Origin of the sequence: Prevotella sp. Sow4_E9_plate, from assembly GCF_052116205.1 — a bacterium.
Taxonomy (GTDB): Bacteria; Bacteroidota; Bacteroidia; order Bacteroidales; family Bacteroidaceae; genus Prevotella.
Genome location: NZ_JBQKLN010000003.1, coordinates 16328 through 34557 on the forward strand (window position 1 = coordinate 16328; position 18230 = coordinate 34557).

Annotated in this window: 14 protein-coding genes and 1 riboswitch; of the genes, 2 read left to right on the forward strand and 12 right to left on the reverse strand. The window is 40.3% G+C overall.

Features of this window, described 5'->3' with window-relative positions:
- Position 1: 1 nt before the first annotated feature.
- The 12 genes from ACTQ53_RS01830 to mscL all read right to left on the reverse strand — a co-directional run bounded on the left by ACTQ53_RS01830 (position 2) and on the right by mscL (position 15556).
- A complete protein-coding gene (locus tag ACTQ53_RS01830; RefSeq protein ID WP_042518875.1) occupies positions 2 to 856 on the reverse strand; it encodes a hypothetical protein in 855 nt (284 codons plus the stop codon).
- Entirely contained in the window at positions 853 to 1656 is an 804-nt protein-coding gene (locus ACTQ53_RS01835; RefSeq protein ID WP_441931815.1) for an NADAR family protein, read from the reverse strand. The genes ACTQ53_RS01830 and ACTQ53_RS01835 overlap by 4 nt, the downstream gene beginning before the upstream one ends.
- Positions 1649 to 1772: riboswitch (SAM-I-IV-variant riboswitch) on the reverse strand. It overlaps the preceding gene by 8 nt.
- A gap of 215 nt (positions 1773 to 1987) precedes the next feature.
- Positions 1988 to 2653 carry a hypothetical protein gene (locus ACTQ53_RS01840; protein ID WP_441931817.1) on the reverse strand — a complete coding sequence of 222 codons (666 nt, stop codon included), beginning with the start codon at positions 2651 to 2653 and terminating at the stop codon, positions 1988 to 1990.
- Between the two features lie 101 nt (positions 2654 to 2754).
- The gene (locus ACTQ53_RS01845; protein WP_441931819.1) at positions 2755 to 3297 is read right to left on the reverse strand and encodes a hypothetical protein; all 543 of its coding nucleotides are present in this window, start codon (positions 3295 to 3297) and stop codon (positions 2755 to 2757) included.
- Positions 3258 to 3707, reverse strand: a complete 450-nt coding sequence (locus ACTQ53_RS01850; RefSeq protein ID WP_441931820.1) for a hypothetical protein — start codon at positions 3705 to 3707, stop codon at positions 3258 to 3260. The genes ACTQ53_RS01845 and ACTQ53_RS01850 overlap by 40 nt, the downstream gene beginning before the upstream one ends.
- Before the next feature lie 41 nt (positions 3708 to 3748).
- Positions 3749 to 5041, reverse strand: coding sequence for a hypothetical protein (locus ACTQ53_RS01855; protein ID WP_441931821.1), 1293 nt, complete (start codon positions 5039 to 5041; stop codon positions 3749 to 3751).
- A gap of 95 nt (positions 5042 to 5136) precedes the next feature.
- The gene (locus ACTQ53_RS01860) at positions 5137 to 6258 is read right to left on the reverse strand and encodes a hypothetical protein (protein ID WP_441931822.1); all 1122 of its coding nucleotides are present in this window, start codon (positions 6256 to 6258) and stop codon (positions 5137 to 5139) included.
- 359 nt (positions 6259 to 6617) lie between these two features.
- Positions 6618 to 7724: an SPFH domain-containing protein gene (locus tag ACTQ53_RS01865; RefSeq protein WP_441199499.1), complete on the reverse strand. Its 1107-nt coding sequence runs from the start codon at positions 7722 to 7724 to the stop codon at positions 6618 to 6620.
- Between the two features lie 528 nt (positions 7725 to 8252).
- Positions 8253 to 9191 (reverse strand): phage/plasmid replication domain-containing protein, encoded by a 939-nt coding sequence (locus ACTQ53_RS01870; protein WP_441931823.1) that lies wholly within the window; start codon positions 9189 to 9191, stop codon positions 8253 to 8255.
- An 819-nt stretch (positions 9192 to 10010) separates the two neighbouring features.
- Positions 10011 to 11672, reverse strand: a complete 1662-nt coding sequence (locus ACTQ53_RS01875) for a RagB/SusD family nutrient uptake outer membrane protein (protein WP_294970011.1) — start codon at positions 11670 to 11672, stop codon at positions 10011 to 10013.
- Between the two features lie 21 nt (positions 11673 to 11693).
- Entirely contained in the window at positions 11694 to 14798 is a 3105-nt protein-coding gene (locus ACTQ53_RS01880) for a SusC/RagA family TonB-linked outer membrane protein (RefSeq protein WP_441931824.1), read from the reverse strand.
- Positions 14799 to 15121: 323 nt separating this feature from the next.
- Entirely contained in the window at positions 15122 to 15556 is a 435-nt protein-coding gene (gene mscL / locus ACTQ53_RS01885; protein ID WP_441931825.1) for a large-conductance mechanosensitive channel protein MscL, read from the reverse strand.
- Between the two features lie 416 nt (positions 15557 to 15972).
- Here mscL and gap point away from each other — a divergent pair, with 416 nt between their 5' ends.
- Both gap and miaA read left to right on the forward strand, forming a co-directional pair.
- Positions 15973 to 17004, forward strand: coding sequence for a type I glyceraldehyde-3-phosphate dehydrogenase (gene gap / locus ACTQ53_RS01890; RefSeq protein ID WP_118152030.1), 1032 nt, complete (start codon positions 15973 to 15975; stop codon positions 17002 to 17004).
- 204 nt (positions 17005 to 17208) lie between these two features.
- Entirely contained in the window at positions 17209 to 18177 is a 969-nt protein-coding gene (miaA, locus tag ACTQ53_RS01895; RefSeq protein ID WP_441931826.1) for a tRNA (adenosine(37)-N6)-dimethylallyltransferase MiaA, read from the forward strand.
- Positions 18178 to 18230 lie beyond the last annotated feature (53 nt).

Here is an 18230-nt window from a genome sequence, read left to right on the forward strand (position 1 = left end):
ATTACTTTAAATTAATTGTTTTTATGTTGTCTAAAAGTTCTGTCAACGTAATTGCTTCGTCACCTTCTGCCTCCTTGAATAATTCTTGTTGCGTAAGGGCAAGAGTATGCGCACGGCTAAGGAAACTTCCAACTTGGGCATTGCCGTTTTTATGGCAATGTATGCACTTGTAGGATATTGATGTTGTGCCACTCAACGGACTACCTGCAAAGCTATATATGAAAGCCTTGTGCCCACATTCGCATTGATATGTAAGCCACTCGTTTTCATTCGCCCAAAGTCTTAACATCGTGCCAATACAGATAGGTTGACATACCATATATACTTTCAATGGTATTGTAGCCATTGCCCATTCCTTATGAGCAAGAATTTCATTTCGATGCTCATAAAGCAATTCGATGTTGTCTATATATGGACTCCATATCCTTTTTTCAGCCAAATTATGCTCTCTTTGTTTGACTAATGATGTAATTGTATCATGAACGTTTTTGAGCGTAAGATGTTCGTATTCTCCTGCTGCCTTGCTGTATCGGCTACAGTGTTGCTTTAAGCGACTTAGCCTGTCGGAATTGTCTTTTTGAAAAAGAACATCTTTGATTACCTCCGATATGGTAGCCACTTGTGTAATACTTTCCAACCATTCCAATAAACCACCTAAAGTGTATATGAAATCTCTGTCTTGATATACAGGTATCAAAAACATACGGCTGTTATCGAAAATGAACTCTCTATGTTCGTAAAAGAAATCAGCATGTTCGCAAAAATACCTTATGGTATTCTTGTTACTGTGCTTTTGGCCGCCATAGAGCTTTAACTCCTTGCCACTCTTTATTTTGATTGTATTGCTAATTTTCATGCCACTATATGTAAGTTAGACATTGGTGTGTTGTTGGTTGGGAACGTGAGGCGTTTGCCCATGATGTGAATGTCTTTTGACTCCAAAAGAGCGTAGTCTATTGGTGGTTCTACGCCTTGTATAAGACAATCACGGCAAATCATGAGAATCTTTCCTAAGTTATTCTGACCGACAAACGTTCCAATGCCATTGACTTTGCAAGTCTCACTGTTTACCAAACGCTTCAAAGCAGCCTTGGATATGTTTGGATAGTCTGCCTTAGCCTGTTTGATGGTTTCCTTTTTAACCTCTGCTCTTCTTGCAGCCAACTCAAAGTTGGTGCATCCCCAAACTTCCTTTGTGTCGCAATGTTGTATGGTTGTGTCCTCGATAATGATAGCGTCATTTGGTAGTTGCAAGAGCATCTTGGCAAAATCCGCATTATCCTTGCACTTCTGCCATACTACGTAAAGCATCCACTGTATGCGAAATGTCGAGAAGTCACTACGGATGAATCTCTTGTATTTGTTCTTGACAAAGCGTTTGGCTGCAAAGCCGCTTGTCTGTCGGTGCATTTCCTCCTGTATAGCCCGATGTTCGTCAGATGAGTCCGAAAACTCACCGCACAAATAAAGCGTCTCACTATCACGCCAAGTTATGTCTCCGAATGAAAACGGATAGCCACCTGCCATATTACTGAGACGCATGTTAATGCCATTCACCAAGTCAGAAGTCTTGGAGAACGACAAACAGTTAAAGTGTGAAGCGTTGATGTACTCCACACGACCTAAGATGATTTCTGATGTTTTTGATGTTGCCATAAAATTTTAATTTAAAGATGAATAATCAAGCCTTAAACTCACATCTATTTTACCACCGTGGCAATGGCTAATCTGCTCGGTTGGTTCTGTATTTAAACAGTCTCTTGATGCTTGTCAATAAATAAAAGAACAACTCCCCATTTTGGAAAGCGGTTGCAAAATTACGTTCTTATTCTGAGAAAAACGAAAAGATTGTGCTAAGAAAAGTTAACGATGATTAGTTTAGAGTTCTGCTAAATAGTATTTGTGCTTATCAAATGATTTGGATATGGGGTCTTGTTATATGGAAAGAGGCTGCCAGAAGCAGCCTCCATAAATCTGTATTTCAATATTACCAATATGTTATTTTGACAGTCTCTTTGTGTAGAAGTCCATCGTAAACAATCTCTGTTGGTCTGCCTTGCTCGTCTGAAGAAGTTATTTTGTCTTCCCAATTTTTAGGTATGTAAATCGAACTCCCGATGATGTCTAAAATAGGTATTGACATTTTTTCTTCCGTTTTAGCGTTTCCCCAAATATCTTCTCTTTCTTCGTGAGCATTATTTTCTTCGTCATAGGCAAATGTACTTGTGTCGTATTCATCTTTGATTTTTACAATACGGTTCTTGCTGTCATATGTAACATTGCACAATGTGTAGTTGTCACAGGAAATAATATCTTCATTTGCGCTAACCTTGTTATACTCCACCTCTTTACCATCCTGTGATATTAGTTTCCCTTGTTTTATGGTGTAACTGTGAGAAGAAGTAAAGGTAGTATAGTCTCTATTGCACTTAACGCTGATAAGAAATCCCTGTTTGTTAAATTCGTATATAGAATTCTCTTTTTCGCTTGTCATACGAATTTGTTTAATTCCATTGGGTAATCCTATAACTTCAACATCAGAAAAAGATGGTGTAGGAGCAGAAGGTCTATAATTTCTTTTTTTTCTTTCTTCTTTTTGCTGCTGCATTGCCTTTTCATGTTCGATAGAATCTCTTACATGCTTTTCTGCCATCTCTGCATTGTATTCTTCTAATTCAACTTGTTTTGCGTGATTGCTATATTGTATTAATCCTATAACTGCAATTATAAAGCAAGCGACCACTAAAAATATGGTTAAACACGATTTTCCATACTCTTAGTTTTAATTTCTTCTTCCTTCTTTTCTTCTTTCTTCTTTTCAAAATTTTCTTTCTTCTTTTCTAAAACCCCAATGGCAGATGAAGGATAATACATCTTTAGTAATTTCTCCTTCTGATTTTCTGTTAAGCCAAAATCTTCTTGCTTTAAATATTTTTCAAAGTTTTTGTAATGAGCAACTCGTTCTTCTAATGTTTTTAATTTATGCGTACGAATACTACTGAGGGTACGGTCTTTTCCAAGTCCGTCTACATAGAAATAATTTTCCTTCCTATCTAGGTTGAAATGTATAACGTAAAATGGAATAGTTATAGGAACGCCATCGTCTTGCAATTTAGAGATTACAGACTCATCATACCAAGGATTCATGCTGCGGATACTGCTTGAAAATTGTTCTTTCCCTAATCTATTCCAAATTTCATTAGGAGTCTCTTCACATTTACTAATGTTTACATCAAAGTCGGTTTCATATTTACCTTCTATCGATTCCTTGATATATAAATCGCTGTCATAGAACATGCTATAGCTATCAAACGAAGGTAGCTTTTGAATACTATCATCGTATGATGGGATGATAATTTTTTTTCGCCTTTTAAAGTACCATTGTCAGGTATTCCATCTTCATTTTCACCTGTCCAATAATATTCATAATAAACGTTATATGCAATAAAAGGGATACTGTAAGTTGAAATATTTATAATCTTAATGTTTTCAAAAGAAACTTTTTTTCCATACAAATAGCTTAAAAACAGCTCAATAGCTTCATCCTTTGTTGTAGAAAATCTAACAATTCTTGGTTTGTGCTCTTTTGACTTACCGCTTGTTGTTGGCTTTTCTTTTGGAAAAGGAATCTTTGTACCGCAAAACTCACAGTATCTTCCAACTGTTCCTTCTGCTCCACAATTAGGACATATCGCTTTCTGTGTCATATTTATATCTTTTTGGAACAATCAATGTTATGTCTGTGTAATTAATTAAGTAAAACTTTACAGATGGCAAGTAAATTCAGAATACCTGCAATTATAATGCCAATTACCATAAGTATAGGCACGCAACCATCTGTTTGGGTTGTATTTTCGTTTGTACCCAAGGACTCTGGCATATTAGAAATATCTGCTGATAATTCTTTGCATATTTCTAAATCATTAATACCGAAATTATTTGTATTGAGAGCATTAGTAAGATTTTTACATTTTAAAGTTTGAGAATCATTTAGAATGTGGCTTCTTTTATTTTCCGCTTCTTGTTTTGCCTTGAAGTTTTGTTTAACTTTACCTAATAGATAAAGAGATACAGCACACAAGGTATCCGCCAATAACAATAAAACAGGATTAAATGTAGTGGCAAATATTGCTATAAGTGAAACAAGAAGTAATATGCCACCTAATAAGCCCCCAAATATAGCATTCCCTTTGCTATCCTTTATTGTTTTGTTGAGTTCGTCTAATGAGCTTTTTTCTTTCTCATCAATAGGAGCATTTGAAAATATATAGTTCCCTGTACCATCAATGATAAAATCATATTTTTCTTCATTATAGTTGTAGTCGATGATCCAAGTAGCTAAAAGGAATGCTCTTCCTGCTCCACCATTTGTTGAGCAAGAATATGATAAATCTTCATAAATACGTGGAAGTTGAGCGTTTACAGATTTTTGGATATTACTATCTAAACACTTTCCACAATCGCTGTTGTTCCAAACAATAGCTTGAGAATCACCCTTTTCTTCAATAATATAAGTTTGCTCTTCTGAACTTAGATTCTTACGAGCTGTTTGGTCATATAGAGTCTTGTCAAATTTGATGCTTTCAAAAAAGTTATTGAAACTTGTTGGTAATGGACTTACGTCACAGTTTGGTAGCAAGAAGCTAAAATTGCCTCCTGCTACACCATTCATAGGATATTTCTTTTCTATTTCTTTGGTTTCGTCTCCAACCTTGTATTTTTCTGTCTCAATTTTTAGACACGACCAATTAGCTTGATATGAGCCTATGTAAGAATACATAGGGATGAAAACAGGTGAGACTTCTGTAATCTGAAGTTTGTTGAAAATATCAGATGGTACAGCTTCCTTTTGAGCTAAATTCTTTAAAAAGATTTTTATTACTTCATCTTGTGAAATTTTAAAATCCAGAACAGTCTTTCTAATAGTAGTGGAATATTCTGTATCTTTTTTCAACTCCACAATCTTTGTACCGCAAAACTCACAGTATCTTCCAACTGTTCCTTCTGCTCCACAATTAGGACATATCGCTTTCTTTATCATGATTATATCTTTTTTGATACAATATTTGCAATAATCAATAGTGCCGTCTGTGCAGTTCGTCAGACTGTCTTGTTGATTACATTCGACTTAAATTCTTACTTACCCTTTGTCTTATTCTTTAATAGTTGCATTGCTCCTTTAGCGAGAACGGACACACTTAAAGAGTGCATACTCTTAAATTCCTTTTGCGCCTTACTTCTACTCTTATCTGATAAAATAAAAGCATCAACAGGTGTATCTTTAGGTACGTGCAGCATATTATCTGAAACATAACAAAAGAAACGTGTAGCGGCTTCTGTATCATCACCAAATGATAAGACCAACGATTCATAATGATTTTTTGTTATTGGGTCAATGCCAAATTCTTGTGCAAATGAAATCTTATGCTCCTCAGCAAAAGCTGCACATCTATTGACATCCACATAATTATCTTTTAGCAAAATAAAGATTTGTGGCTTGCCATTTTTTACATTTTCCTCAAACAATGGTTTGCAATCATTATATCTGCTAAACATTTCATTGCCCACATTGAAAGCACTAACCCCCAAACGGATATCGTCTTCGTCTATCATTTCATCATCGGCAAGTCCGATTTTATCCAAGTCCAATGTAAAACCCATATTGACATCGTTCTTAGGTTTCTTCATTTGTATAGCTGTGAAATCCTTGAAAAAAGCCAATACTGTATCATAGTAGGTTATATCTTTGGGGATTTGTACCATAGCAGGTTTGTCAAATAGTACATATTTTATATGCTGCGTTGTTTCTTCCACAGCGTTTTCTTTCATACCGCTTTCTTGTGCTATGATATCCTTTTCTTGTGATTTGTCACCCTTTTCTAATAGCTTCTTTCCACAGCCTTCACACACCTTGGAAAGTGCAGGAATTGAGTTCCCGCATTGAGGGCAAATCTTATTGCACAGAGCCAATATGCCCATTATGTCTCCACTTAAATCAGCGTTATTTCCACTTTCCATTAATTTGCCAAAATAAGAATGGCTTTCACTCTTTGGCGTAAATAATCCGCTAAGTTTTAGAGAGGTTTCATCAAATTTGAGAACAGAGCTTTCATACCCCTTCTTTTCTGCTCGTTTGTTGTATCTCTCTACCATTTTGGCCACTTTGTCTTTCAACTCAGATGGCACATTCCATTCATGATGTTCGCTTGAAATATATTCTTGCGTCTCAAAAAGCCCCATTAAATTATTTTTATCCATAACTATTTGATTCTATTTGAAATAACTTTTGTTATAAACAACAATATCAGTTGAAACACAACTATAAGTGTTATCACTATTATCACCCAATTATCCATTATTCTATTGGGAGAAAATAGCGACAATACAAGTTCGATGAATCCTAAGATGGGATATAACACATACAAAGACGATTTGAAACCATCTTTTAATTGCACTATCCCAATCAACAACATAAAAATCCCAAACAATATGATGATTCCGCTGCTGAGAAGCATATTAAGCCACTCATAACTACTCAATAATAGGCCAAACAAAAAGTTGGTGATAAGTAGTGTTGTGCAAGTGAATAAGACTATTCTCTTCATTGTCGTATACTTTTATATTATTGGTAACGGTGGAGGACATTCTTCGTCAAACAAAGATTGAAAGTCTTCCACGTTGCAAATTTTATCCCAAGCTTTCATGCCTTTTCTCCAAACTAATATGTTAGCATTGATTTCATTGGCTGAATACTTTTGGCATATAGTATCAAAATCCATTGGCCCAACAGATTTGCCATTTATGCCTAAGTAATAGACAAATGCTTTCGGTAATGGGGGAGGAACTTCATCAGAGTTTAAGCCATTGGAAAGTGTCTTTGAAGCCATGGCTCCGACAGCATTTCCTATGCCAACACCTGCTCCAAGTCCCATTGCTGTACCCATACCGCCCTCATTTTCAGCAGCTGCCTCAAGTACATCGTACGAACGAGATAGACGATAATTCTCTTTGCCCATGATATTGATATGAGCAGCCTCGTCTTTGACTTGTTTCAAGCGTACAAAACTTGGGTCGTCTTCTTTTACAGAAATGGAAATGATGTTGAATAGTTCCAAGCTGATACCATAACGCATAAAAGTATCTTGTAAATGGCTTTGTGCATATTCAGACAGACCTTCAACCTGTGAATTGACATTCAAAGTAGATAGACCTTCTTCCTTCAGCTTGTTGTAGATGATGGTTGTCAGTTTAGACAATATCATACCACGGAAATAAGACACAATCTTGTCAACGGCAAAGGTTGGCATATTCCCGACTAACTTCTCAAGAAAGATTCTTGGATTAGTAATTTTGAATCCATATTGCCCGAAAGCACGTATTGGAACAATCACATCATACTTTGGATCTTCTACTTGTAAAGGTGTTGCTGTTCCCCACTTGCAGTCAAGCAGTGATACTTGGTTGACAAACCACACTTCGGCAGTAAAAGGGGTATCACCTCCAAATGGAATGTTCACCACCTTATTTAATATGGGAATGTTTTCTGAATTTAGTGTGTATGTGCCACTTGTGAACTCGTCTAATATCTTTCCGCCTTTTACAAAGAATGCAGTTTGGCTTGGATAGACAATCAACTGACTGCCTAACTTTATATTGTCTGACTTAAACTTACCTACAAGTTCTGTATCAGAAATTTCATGCTTTATAACATCTACAATTGCCATGCGACAGACAAGTTAGAAGCACCTTCAGCTCAAACAGTGCAGTTTGATAAATCTACTTTAATAGGCATACAAAAAAGTGGAGCTTCTATTCGCACCCTTGATGTAAGCCTTCGACTGCTCATGGAATTGGGATATGAATAGACAACTCCACTTGCAGTATGTTCGTGTTGATATACGAATACACCGAAATGGAGCGTCCTTTCACATATACCCTCAATTCCATTTTGTGAGTTGTCGAAGTTCACATCAAATCAGGTATAAGCGAAATACGCTTTTTCTAATATGTCTGTCAAAAGCCTATTACAGCAATATGACGCAACAAAGTTAATGAAATTCTATGAGACTAAAGAATTTCTATTGATGAATTTGCTGTTTTCTATCTGTATTTAGAATAATTCCATTTTGCGGTTGCGTTTTGTTTGAAAACTGTGTGAAAATAACCTTTTAGGTTAAACTGATACATTTAGTATAGTGTATCAATACCTGTTTGAAAGATTAAATTGACACACTATATAGTTTGATACAAAATCAAGCTATCAGACTACGGACATCTATACAGGTAGCGACTTCATTCTGCATTTTCATGTATAGGTTTCGAAATGGCTGCATCTTCTTTTTGACAGATACTGTCTTTGGTATCATAGCCCTCACCTTTGCCTCAACCTCCTCCAAGTCATTGTGACAATCTTTGATTAGTAGTTTCATCATGTATTCTTTCAAGTCTGAATGATAAGCCGTAGTTTCATTACGTCTTATCGCTTCATCGAATACCGTTAGAATAGGGTTGGCAGTTGATGATAGTACAGAGAAAAGCCGATTATCCGTCACTCCAAGCAATAATCTAATCTGCGCCTTGGTGTCTATGTTCAATTCAAATCTGATTTTGCCTTGGAAATAATCTAATAGTTCCTTTCTGTTGGTGATGGTGTTAAGGAACTCACGATTGCAAGCCTTATTCAATTCCTTTTGTTTGTCGTAGATGCTCAGTCGTTTTTTATATCTGTCAGTCTTAACAGTATTGCTAATCACAAGCCCATTGCCTTGGTACTTAGCACAAGTCCACTTGTCATAATTGCTAAGACTCTGCTTCATCTGTGTAATTATCTCCTGCATTTGTGTTGACGATATATCTTTTGTGACATCGCACTTACAGACTTCCCCATGCGCCAATATAGCCTTGGTGTCTATTCTGCATATCCCTATGTCATTTATCGTTTCAAGACATTTAACGATGTTGTTACGGTTTATCAGTTGTGAATAATCCTCTTTAAGAATTTTACCTGTAAACTCTATCACAAGTTCTTGATTATTTAAGTCTGCTTGTATCATTAGGCTAAATGGTGATTCTTGCTTATATTTATAGTAAAGGATTTTCCCATCCTTGGTTTGTGTGACAAATACAGTTGTATCTATTTCTGTAATGTCTTTGATTTTTGTGACAATTTTAAGTTTGTCAAATGTTATCATTACTCATTGGTATATACTTTTATTTTCTTGCGTTTTTGCAAGTTTTGTCACCTTTAGAAGTAGTGAAGTGGAGACTCTATCTCTCCGCTTCATTTTTCTTCTACAGGTATTGTTGCCCAATATTTGACTAATGCTGCCGACAATGATTGTCGATGCTGCTTTGATTTTGGTTTTCCTTTGAGTGCTGACGAAATCTTTTGTTTCGTTTCACTACTTAATTTTCTGTTCGTCCGTTTCATTGTGTTTGTCTTTAAATTCTTATTCAACGTTTCAAATATACTCCTTGACTTTTTAATAATTATAGGTAAGAGTGATAAAATTATCAAGTTTAGTAAGTTTTCCGAAAAATATACCGGAAAATTTCGGAAAAGGCACGGCAAACGGTTACAGTCAAAGCCTCGCTCCCTCTATAGGGGGAGGGAATGGGAGAATACGGTGGAAGCCCTTCCTTTAATCTGTTTGTATACAGTACTTTGTGTTTGTTTGGACTACTTAAAACGCTACTAAGTATTTACACCTTATTATATATGATGGGCAACAGGCTCTTTCCATGTTGAGGCTTGAAATCAATTGATTTTAAGTAGTAAAAATCGTGTAAGTGATTGATAACCACGGTTGTGTATGAAGTTCGTACAGTCCCCGATAAATATCCCCGACAATAGCTAACTCTCTGATTATCAGAAATAGAGTACAATTGAGTGGGAATAATCATATAAAAAAGACCACCATTTGAGTTGGATATCAAACTCAGATGGTGGTTTTTTTTTTGATGAAGAGTACTGAGTACTTTCTGAATAATGTACTCAGTACTTTTTGTTTTTAATAACCGTCGTTCTGCTTCAACTGCAAGTTAGCATCAAGTGCACCCTGTGGGATAGGGAGATAACGGTTGGTGGTCTTGAATACACGATCCTCAATCTTCTTGTCAGCTGCAGAAGCATTTACATTGATAGTGGCACGCATACCAGGAGCTACAGACTTATCCATGCTCACAGTACCAACCCGACGCTCCAATGTGCAGTTCAGCAAAGTCTCAGCCAACATCTTGCCACTGGCATCCTTCCAGCGTAAGATATCAGCACGGCGGATACCCTCACCTGCGAACTCAACACCACGTTCGCGACGAATCAACTCGCGAAGCTTCTCCTTGGTATTGTACTTAGCTTCATCTACATCAGGCATACCAACACGGTTACGAACCATATTCAGGTAGGTGTAAACCTGAGCAGAAGGACCGTTCAATTCATTCTCTGCCTCGCAGTAAGTAAGCAATACTTCTGCATAGCGGAAGACGATAGGCTGGCAAGTGGTGTTCCAGATGTCAGGATACTGGTTCATAGGTGCCAAGTACTTACCCCATGTCAAACCAGTCTTTGAACTGTTGTCGGCTGCAGTGTAAAAGTTGGCATTAGAAGCTCCATTTATAGTCTTGTCAAGCGAATTGTAGATAGCCTCTTTACCATTACCATTGATGTAGTCACAACCTGGATAGATGACAGTCATTGCCATACGTGGGTCACGGTTGTTGAATGGATGAGTAGGATCATAGCCAGAACCCGGTTCGTCCTTGGTCAAGCCGTTTGCCATTTCATAGGTGTCGATCAAGCCGTAGCTAGGAACGATAGAAGACCAACCGCCATCGGCGTTGTTGTACATACGGCCAATCACATCGTTATAGTAGTCGTTTTCTACAGCCTGTACGGCAAGGATGATTTCCTTGGAATCCTGACCTGCTACATTGAACAGGTTAGCATAGTTGTTGTCTAACTCATACTGGTTCAATGCAATGATCTTCTCAGCACGATCCTTAGCAGTAGCATAGTCTCCATAATAGAGAGCCTCGCGCATGCGGAGAGCCAGAGCTGCACCCTTGGCGATGCGACCACGGGCTGCAGGAGTTACATTGATATCGTTTACCAACTCGTCGAGTTCCTTCTCGATATACTCCTTCACCTCCTGCTCGCTTTTACGTGGAACCATAGCTTCCTCTGCAGTAGCATAGCTTTCGATGATAGGTACACCACCATAGTTCCAATTCATCAGGAAATAGCGGTAAGCGCGAATCCAACGAGCCTGAGCCATAATGTCTTTCTTGGCTGTTTCTGGCATAGTACACTTGTCTATGTTAGCCAACAGCTCGTTGACGCGACGGATGCGTGAGAAGTCGTACCAGTCTCTACCGCTTGATGCGGTCACAGTTCCATTGCCGATAGGTGTATAACCCTCCCAGGAGAACTGGTCGTAACCAAAGTCACTTGTACCATCCCAATACAGGAGGAAACCATCCCAGCCCCAACCGGAATTGTATTGGTCTTGCCAATTGTTGTAACAGCCAACGAGGAACTTGTCTGCATCGTCCTGGGTTTGCCAGGTGCTGACAGGTGAAAGGGCATCCTTTGGGGCTGTATCGAGGAAATCGGAGCATGAGGTTGCCAAGAGGGCGGTCATGCCGATAAATATATATTTCTTAAGATTTCTCATGATAATATCCTTTTTAAGTTATTAGAATGTTACGCTCAAACCGAATGAGTGAGTGCGGAGCAATGGATAAGAGCTGAGTCGCTGGCTCGTAGCCTCTGGATCCACGTTGATGTCGAGGTCGTCGATTGTGAACAAATTCTCGCAAGAGTAGTAAACACGTAGCTTGTTGACATGCAGGAATTCGAGTGCCGACTTAGGAAGTGAGTAACCCAGCTGCAAGTTCTTCAAACGGCAATAAGATACATTCTTGAGCCAGAATGTAGAAATCACCTGACGAGAAGAGCTAGGAGAGTTTGTATTGGTGAACAATCTTGGCATCTTAGGATTTGACTTGTTGTAAGTCCAGGAGTCTCTCCAGATGGTTGCTGGGTGAGAGCTGTCGCCCACAAAAGCACCTTCTACCTCGTATGCATCGAAGTAGCGGTAAGCCTTAAACTGTCCATTGAAGAACAGAGAGAGGTCGAAACCCTTCCAAGCTGCGTTCAGGTTCAAACCGAAGGTCCAGCGAGGAACAGAACTGCCTGCATAGAAGCGGTCGTTCTCGGCATCAATCTTGCCATCACCGTTGATATCCGCATATTTCAAGTCACCAGCCTTGAAGCTGCCACCGCCGAAAGGACAAGAACCCTTTGAACCGTCTGCTGGCCAGTATTTGTTCATATACTCCTGTGCCTCAGCATCAGTCTGGAAGAATCCATCAGCCTTATATACATAGTAGCTGTTGAACTCCTGACCCGTAGCGTTGCGCTGGTTGTAGCCAGTACCTACGTATCCCTTACCAGGCATGCTCTCAATCTTGTTCTTGTTGTATGCAACATTCAAGCCTGCGCCTACTGTCACCTCACCAATCTTATCGTTGTAGTTGAGGCTCATCTCGACACCCTGGTTGCGCATCTGGCCCACATTGTCAAGATAGCTACCCAAAGCAAACTCGTAAGGAGCATCTACAGAGATCAGGATACCATCTGTAAGACGGTTGTAGTAATCAACAGATGCAGTAATCTTGTTATCGAGGAATCCCAGGTCAACACCTACGCCCCATGTGGTCGCCTTTTCCCAAGTGATGGTGTTGATCTTGTATGAACTCTGGTAGTATCCAGATGTTACCTTGCCATCGAATGCATACTTGGCATTGATATTGTATGTATTGATAGCTGGATAGTAATCGCTCAAAGCCTCCTGGTTACCCAACTGACCCCATGATCCGCGAATCTTCAGGTTAGAGAGCCAAGACTTGGTTCCCTCCATGAAAGCTTCCTCGCTCACACGCCAACCTGCAGAGAATGATGGGAAGTAACCCCAACGATGACCATCTGCGAAACGGCTGGATGCATCAGCACGGAGGTTAGCCTCGAAGAGGTAACGGCCTGCAAAGTCGTAGTTAACACGACCAAACCATGAAAGCATATTCAACTCACGGGTATTTCCCTGTGCCTGCTGCGTAGATACATCACCGGCATTGATATCGGTAACACTATTATTAGGGAAGTTCTTGCGGTAAGTGTACCAATACTTATAGTCGTAAGCCTCTGCATGCCATCCTGCCAAAGCACCAACGGTATGCTGTCCGAAGGTCTTGTTGTAGTTCAGCAATGCCTCGAAGGTCTTGCGCTCCCACTTATATACTCGTTCATCGTGGAAATTTGGATCGGTCTTCTTGTTCGCATTGTAAACGAAGAACTTCTGGAAGTAGTCGTAGTTCTGGTTGTTATTAACATAAGATGCACTCAACTTAGCTGTCAAGCCGTCAAGAATCTTGTAATCAACACCGAAGAGACCTGTGAAGTTGGTATTGCGGCGATATACCTTCAGATCGTTGTCGAGCCATGCAATAGGGCTACCGTCAGAAATGGTTCCCCATGTACCATCGTCATAACGAGCGGTAATCCATGGTGCAATCAAGTTGAGCTGACGGATAATCTGGTCAGAACCACCACCTGCGTATGCAGAAGAAGGGTCGGTATAATCGTTCTTGATGTAAGCGAGATTCAAGCGGGCAGTGAGGCGGCTGTTGATCTTCATCTCCAGGTTGGTACGGCCGTTAACCTGCTCACGTCCAGCGTGAGGCAAGATACCCGACTGCTTCAGATAACCTACAGATGCGAGATAGTTTACGCTCTCTGTTGCACCGTTCACGCTTACGTTGTGGTGCTGCAGAGAACCAGTCTTGTAAGCCAGGTCGTACCAGTCGGTATTAGGAAGTGCATTGATTTCCTCTTCAGAGGTGAATTTCTTAGCCTTGCCCTCGCTTTCGAGCGCATCGTTCAGCATGTGGGCATACTCGTATGAATCCAGACGGTCAACCAGGCTGGTTGGATTCTGCACACTCACATAACCATTATAAGAAACTTGAGGCTTGCCGCTCTTACCACGCTTGGTGGTGATGAGGATAACGCCGTTGGCAGCCTTGGAACCATAGATGGCAGCAGAAGCAGCATCCTTCAATACAGAGATGCTCTCGATATCGTTAGGGTCGAGGCTACTCATGGTACCAGACTCTACGCCATCAATCAAAATATAAGGAGAGGAAGAGTTGAGGGTTCCCACACCACGTACGTTGATGCTACCTGAGTCCATACCCGGAGCACCATTGGTACCGCTGATGGTAACACCAGGCATCATACCCTGGAGTCCACTCTGCAAGTTCTGGATAGGACGGCTTTCCAAAGCCTTGCTATCCACTGATGATACAGAACCGGTGAGGTTCACCTTCTTCTGTGTACCGTAACCTACAACTACAACTTCATTGAGCTCCTTGTCTTCAGACTTCATGGTAATCTGCATGTTGCTTGCAGCTGTAAGAGTCTGTGGATTGAAGCCGACGTAGGAAATTGTAATCTTGCCATTAGGATTTTTCAGACTGAGGGAGAAATTTCCGTCTAGGTCGGTTACTGTTCCATTGGACGTGCCAACTTCCATCACGGTAACACCGATAAGAGGTTCGCCTTGATTGTCGACAACACGTCCTGTTGCTACTTTCTTCTGCTGTTGGATGCTGGTGGTAGGGTGGTTCAAGTTGTCAGCTTTTACCATAGTACCATTTGCAAACGCAGGAGACATGGAAGTCAGCGCACAAATCAGCAACGCTGTCTTCATTTGGTCTTTAGGTTTCATGTTCTTACTCATATTGTTTATGTTAAGAGTTGATGTTTAATTAAGATTTAGTGTACCTACTTAGATCTTATTTCGGGGCAAAGCTACAAAAAAAATATGTAATCAGCAAGGAAAAATGAAAGTATTTTTTAATAAACGTGAAAAATGTGTGTTTTTTTCAAAAGTAGGGGAGTTATTGTGGCTTTTTTTCTTTTATACCTTATTTATATATAGTATTTTTCTTTAAGGAGGGGCAGGAATGGTTGGGATGGAATACTTCTCAAGCCTTGATAGTGGTATTCATATCCTCTCATTCCTGTCTTCTTTTTTTTATTCTGCCATGAAAAAAACAGTGGTTATCCCTTCTGCTCTTTCAGCAAATCACGGATCTCTGCCAGGAGCTTCTCTTCCTGGGTAGGCTCTGTAGCCTTAGGAGCTTCAGCAGGCTTCTCTGCCTCCTTTTTGGCGGTAACCTTGTTCACTACCTTGATGAGCAGGAATACACAGAAGGCAACGATGAGAAAGTCGAGAGTGGTCTGGAGAAAATTGCCATAGTTGATGGTTGCAGCCTGAAGCTTCTCGCCACCGATCACCTCTACTGATGGAAGTGTGACTTTGAGGTCGGAGAAGTTGACGCCACCGATGAGCCATCCGATAGGAGGCATGATGATGTCATCTACTACAGAACTTACAATCTTGCCGAAAGCACCACCGATGATTACACCGACTGCCATGTCGAGCACATTTCCACGCATGGCGAATTGCTTGAATTCATTCAAAAATTTACCCATAGTCTTTAATGTTTATAATGATTAATACTTTCCTTGAAATGATCTATTTTTTGCTTTTCTGTGTACGATGAAGCTTTTCCCCCTTAATATAATAAGGTGTAAGTTTCAGACGCAACTTTCACTTTATCTTCTGGTGTCATATTCTACTTCCATTTAATAATTGCATTTTGCTATATGGAGTTGTCAGTATGGCATCTTAAAGTGCTTAAAATAGGTAATAATCGAGTTCTATCGCCTTTTTTTAACTTATTTAATACTCTATTCGTGTGCAAAGTTAGAAAATTTTTTGTAACTTTGCGCACGAAAAGAAGAAAAAATGCTTGATAGGGATGAAAAAAGGTGTTATCAGCTCCTTCGGATTCGCTTGATAGCTTAAAAGATATAATTTTTAAACTTTTAATTTAAATATTAGAACAATGATTAAGATTGGTATTAACGGATTTGGCCGTATCGGTCGTTTCGTATTCCGTTCTACAGTTGAGGCTGAGAACGCAAAGGAAGTACAGGTAGTAGCTATCAATGACTTGTGCCCTGTTGATTACATGGCTTACATGTTGAAGTATGATACAATGCACGGTCAGTTCGACGGTACTATCGAGGCTGACGTTGAGAAGAGCGAGTTGATCGTAAACGGTAACCACATCCGTGTTACTGCTGAGCGTGATCCTGAGAACTTGAAGTGGGATGAGGTTGGTGCAGAGTACGTAGTTGAGTCTACAGGTCTCTTCCTCGCTTACGACAAGGCTGAGAAGCACTTGAAGGCTGGTGCTAAGTATGTAGTACTTTCTGCTCCTTCTAAGGCTGACGCTAACGGTAACCAGGCTGATATGTTCGTTTGCGGTGTTAACACTGACAAGTACAATGGTCAGAAGATCGTTTCTAACGCTTCTTGTACAACAAACTGCTTGGCTCCTATCGCTAAGGTATTGAACGATAACTTCGGTATCGAGACAGGTTTGATGACAACTGTTCACTCTACAACTGCTACACAGAAGACTGTTGACGGTCCATCTATGAAGGACTGGCGTGGTGGCCGTGCAGCTGCTGGCAACATCATCCCTTCTTCTACAGGTGCTGCTAAGGCTGTAGGTAAGGTTATCCCTGAGTTGAACGGTAAGTTGACAGGTATCTCTATGCGTGTTCCTACTTTGGACGTATCTGTTGTTGACTTGACAGTTAACTTGAAGAAGGCTGCTTCTAAGGAGGCTATCTGCGCTGCAATGAAGGCTGCTTCTGAGGGTGAGTTGAAGGGTGTACTCGGTTACACAGAGGATGCTGTTGTTTCTTCTGACTTCTTGGGTTGCGCTTTGACATCTATCTTCGACGCTAACGCAGGTGTTTACTTGACAGACAACTTCGTTAAGGTTGTTTCTTGGTATGACAACGAGATTGGTTACTCACACAAGGTTGTTGAGTTGATCAAGATCATGAAGAAGCACAACGGTTAATTCGTTGCCTCTTAACGATTAAGAAATATAGCCGCCCAGCATTTCTGATGCTGGGCGGCTTTTTCTATATACATACTTCTCTTTTCTGTCTATATACTTCCTTTTTTGTTCAAAAACTCACAAATGATTGCTCAGATTGTCTTGATGTGAGAATTTCTTTTCGTTTTATTTTGTATTATCAATTATTTCCTTTATCTTTGCGGCATGAAACAGACGATGATTACCATATTAGGTCCTACTGCGAGCGGAAAGACGAGCCTTGCCGCAGCGCTTGCTTCCAAGATCAACAGCTTGGATGCTGCGTCGTGGGGGGGAACTACCCAGGGGGCGGAGATTATCAGCGCCGATAGTCGCCAGGTGTATCGTGGCATGGACATCGGTACGGGAAAAGACCTGGAAGATTATACCGTGGACGGCAAGTTGATACCTTATCACTTGATAGATATCTGCGAACCGGGAATCAAGTATAACCTCTTTGAATATCAGCAAGATTTCTATGATGCCTATCTCGATATCCGGAAACGGGGCGTACTGCCTATCTTGTGCGGCGGAACAGGACTGTATATTGAGTCTGTGCTCAAGGGATATCATCTTTCGCCTGTACCACAGAATCAGGAGTTGAGAGACCGGCTGGCTGATAAGAGCCTGGATGAGCTAACGGTGATGCTGAAAGAGTTGAAGGCTAAAACGGGTTCCAATATGCACAATCGCACAGATGTGGATACTGCACAGAGGGCTATCCGAGCTATCGAAATAGAAACCTATAATCTGGAGCATCCTATGCCGGAACGGGAATTGCCTTCGGTAGATTCGCTTATTATAGGTGTCAGTATCGATCGTGATGCCCGTAGAGAAAAGATTACCCGAAGGCTGAAGCAGAGACTCCAGGAAGGAATGGTAGATGAAATCAAAGGTTTGCTCGACAGGGGAATTCCAGCAGAAAACCTCATCTATTATGGTTTGGAATATAAGTTTATCACCGAATATGTGATTGGTAAAACCACCTATGATGAAATGTTCAGAGGTTTGGAGATTGCCATCCATCAGTTTGCCAAGCGCCAGATGACCTGGTTCCGCGGTATGGAGCGAAGAGGGTTTACCATCAATTGGATTGATGCCCTGCAGCCGATGGAGAAAAAGGTGGAGGCTGTTTTGGAGCTGATGAGGAGCTAAGGTGTAGCCTGAAAGCTGGCTCGGGCTGGTATCCGATGGAATCGGATGCAACG

What these genes read in the sequence shown, in the direction of transcription:
- ACTQ53_RS01830 (WP_042518875.1), bottom strand. Translation starts at nt 856, where the DNA reads ATGAAAATTAGCAATACAATCAAAATAAAGAGTGGCAAGGAGTTAAAG.
- ACTQ53_RS01835 (WP_441931815.1), bottom strand. Translation starts at nt 1,656, where the DNA reads ATGGCAACATCAAAAACATCAGAAATCATCTTAGGTCGTGTGGAGTAC.
- ACTQ53_RS01840 (WP_441931817.1), bottom strand. Translation starts at nt 2,653, where the DNA reads ATGGCAGAAAAGCATGTAAGAGATTCTATCGAACATGAAAAGGCAATG.
- ACTQ53_RS01845 (WP_441931819.1), bottom strand. Translation starts at nt 3,297, where the DNA reads ATGTTCTATGACAGCGATTTATATATCAAGGAATCGATAGAAGGTAAA.
- ACTQ53_RS01850 (WP_441931820.1), bottom strand. Translation starts at nt 3,707, where the DNA reads ATGACACAGAAAGCGATATGTCCTAATTGTGGAGCAGAAGGAACAGTT.
- ACTQ53_RS01855 (WP_441931821.1), bottom strand. Translation starts at nt 5,041, where the DNA reads ATGATAAAGAAAGCGATATGTCCTAATTGTGGAGCAGAAGGAACAGTT.
- ACTQ53_RS01860 (WP_441931822.1), bottom strand. Translation starts at nt 6,258, where the DNA reads ATGGATAAAAATAATTTAATGGGGCTTTTTGAGACGCAAGAATATATT.
- ACTQ53_RS01865 (WP_441199499.1), bottom strand. Translation starts at nt 7,724, where the DNA reads ATGGCAATTGTAGATGTTATAAAGCATGAAATTTCTGATACAGAACTT.
- ACTQ53_RS01870 (WP_441931823.1), bottom strand. Translation starts at nt 9,191, where the DNA reads ATGATAACATTTGACAAACTTAAAATTGTCACAAAAATCAAAGACATT.
- ACTQ53_RS01875 (WP_294970011.1), bottom strand. Translation starts at nt 11,672, where the DNA reads ATGAGAAATCTTAAGAAATATATATTTATCGGCATGACCGCCCTCTTG.
- ACTQ53_RS01880 (WP_441931824.1), bottom strand. Translation starts at nt 14,798, where the DNA reads ATGAGTAAGAACATGAAACCTAAAGACCAAATGAAGACAGCGTTGCTG.
- mscL (WP_441931825.1), bottom strand. Translation starts at nt 15,556, where the DNA reads ATGGGTAAATTTTTGAATGAATTCAAGCAATTCGCCATGCGTGGAAAT.
- gap (WP_118152030.1), top strand. Translation starts at nt 15,973, where the DNA reads ATGATTAAGATTGGTATTAACGGATTTGGCCGTATCGGTCGTTTCGTA.
- miaA (WP_441931826.1), top strand. Translation starts at nt 17,209, where the DNA reads ATGAAACAGACGATGATTACCATATTAGGTCCTACTGCGAGCGGAAAG.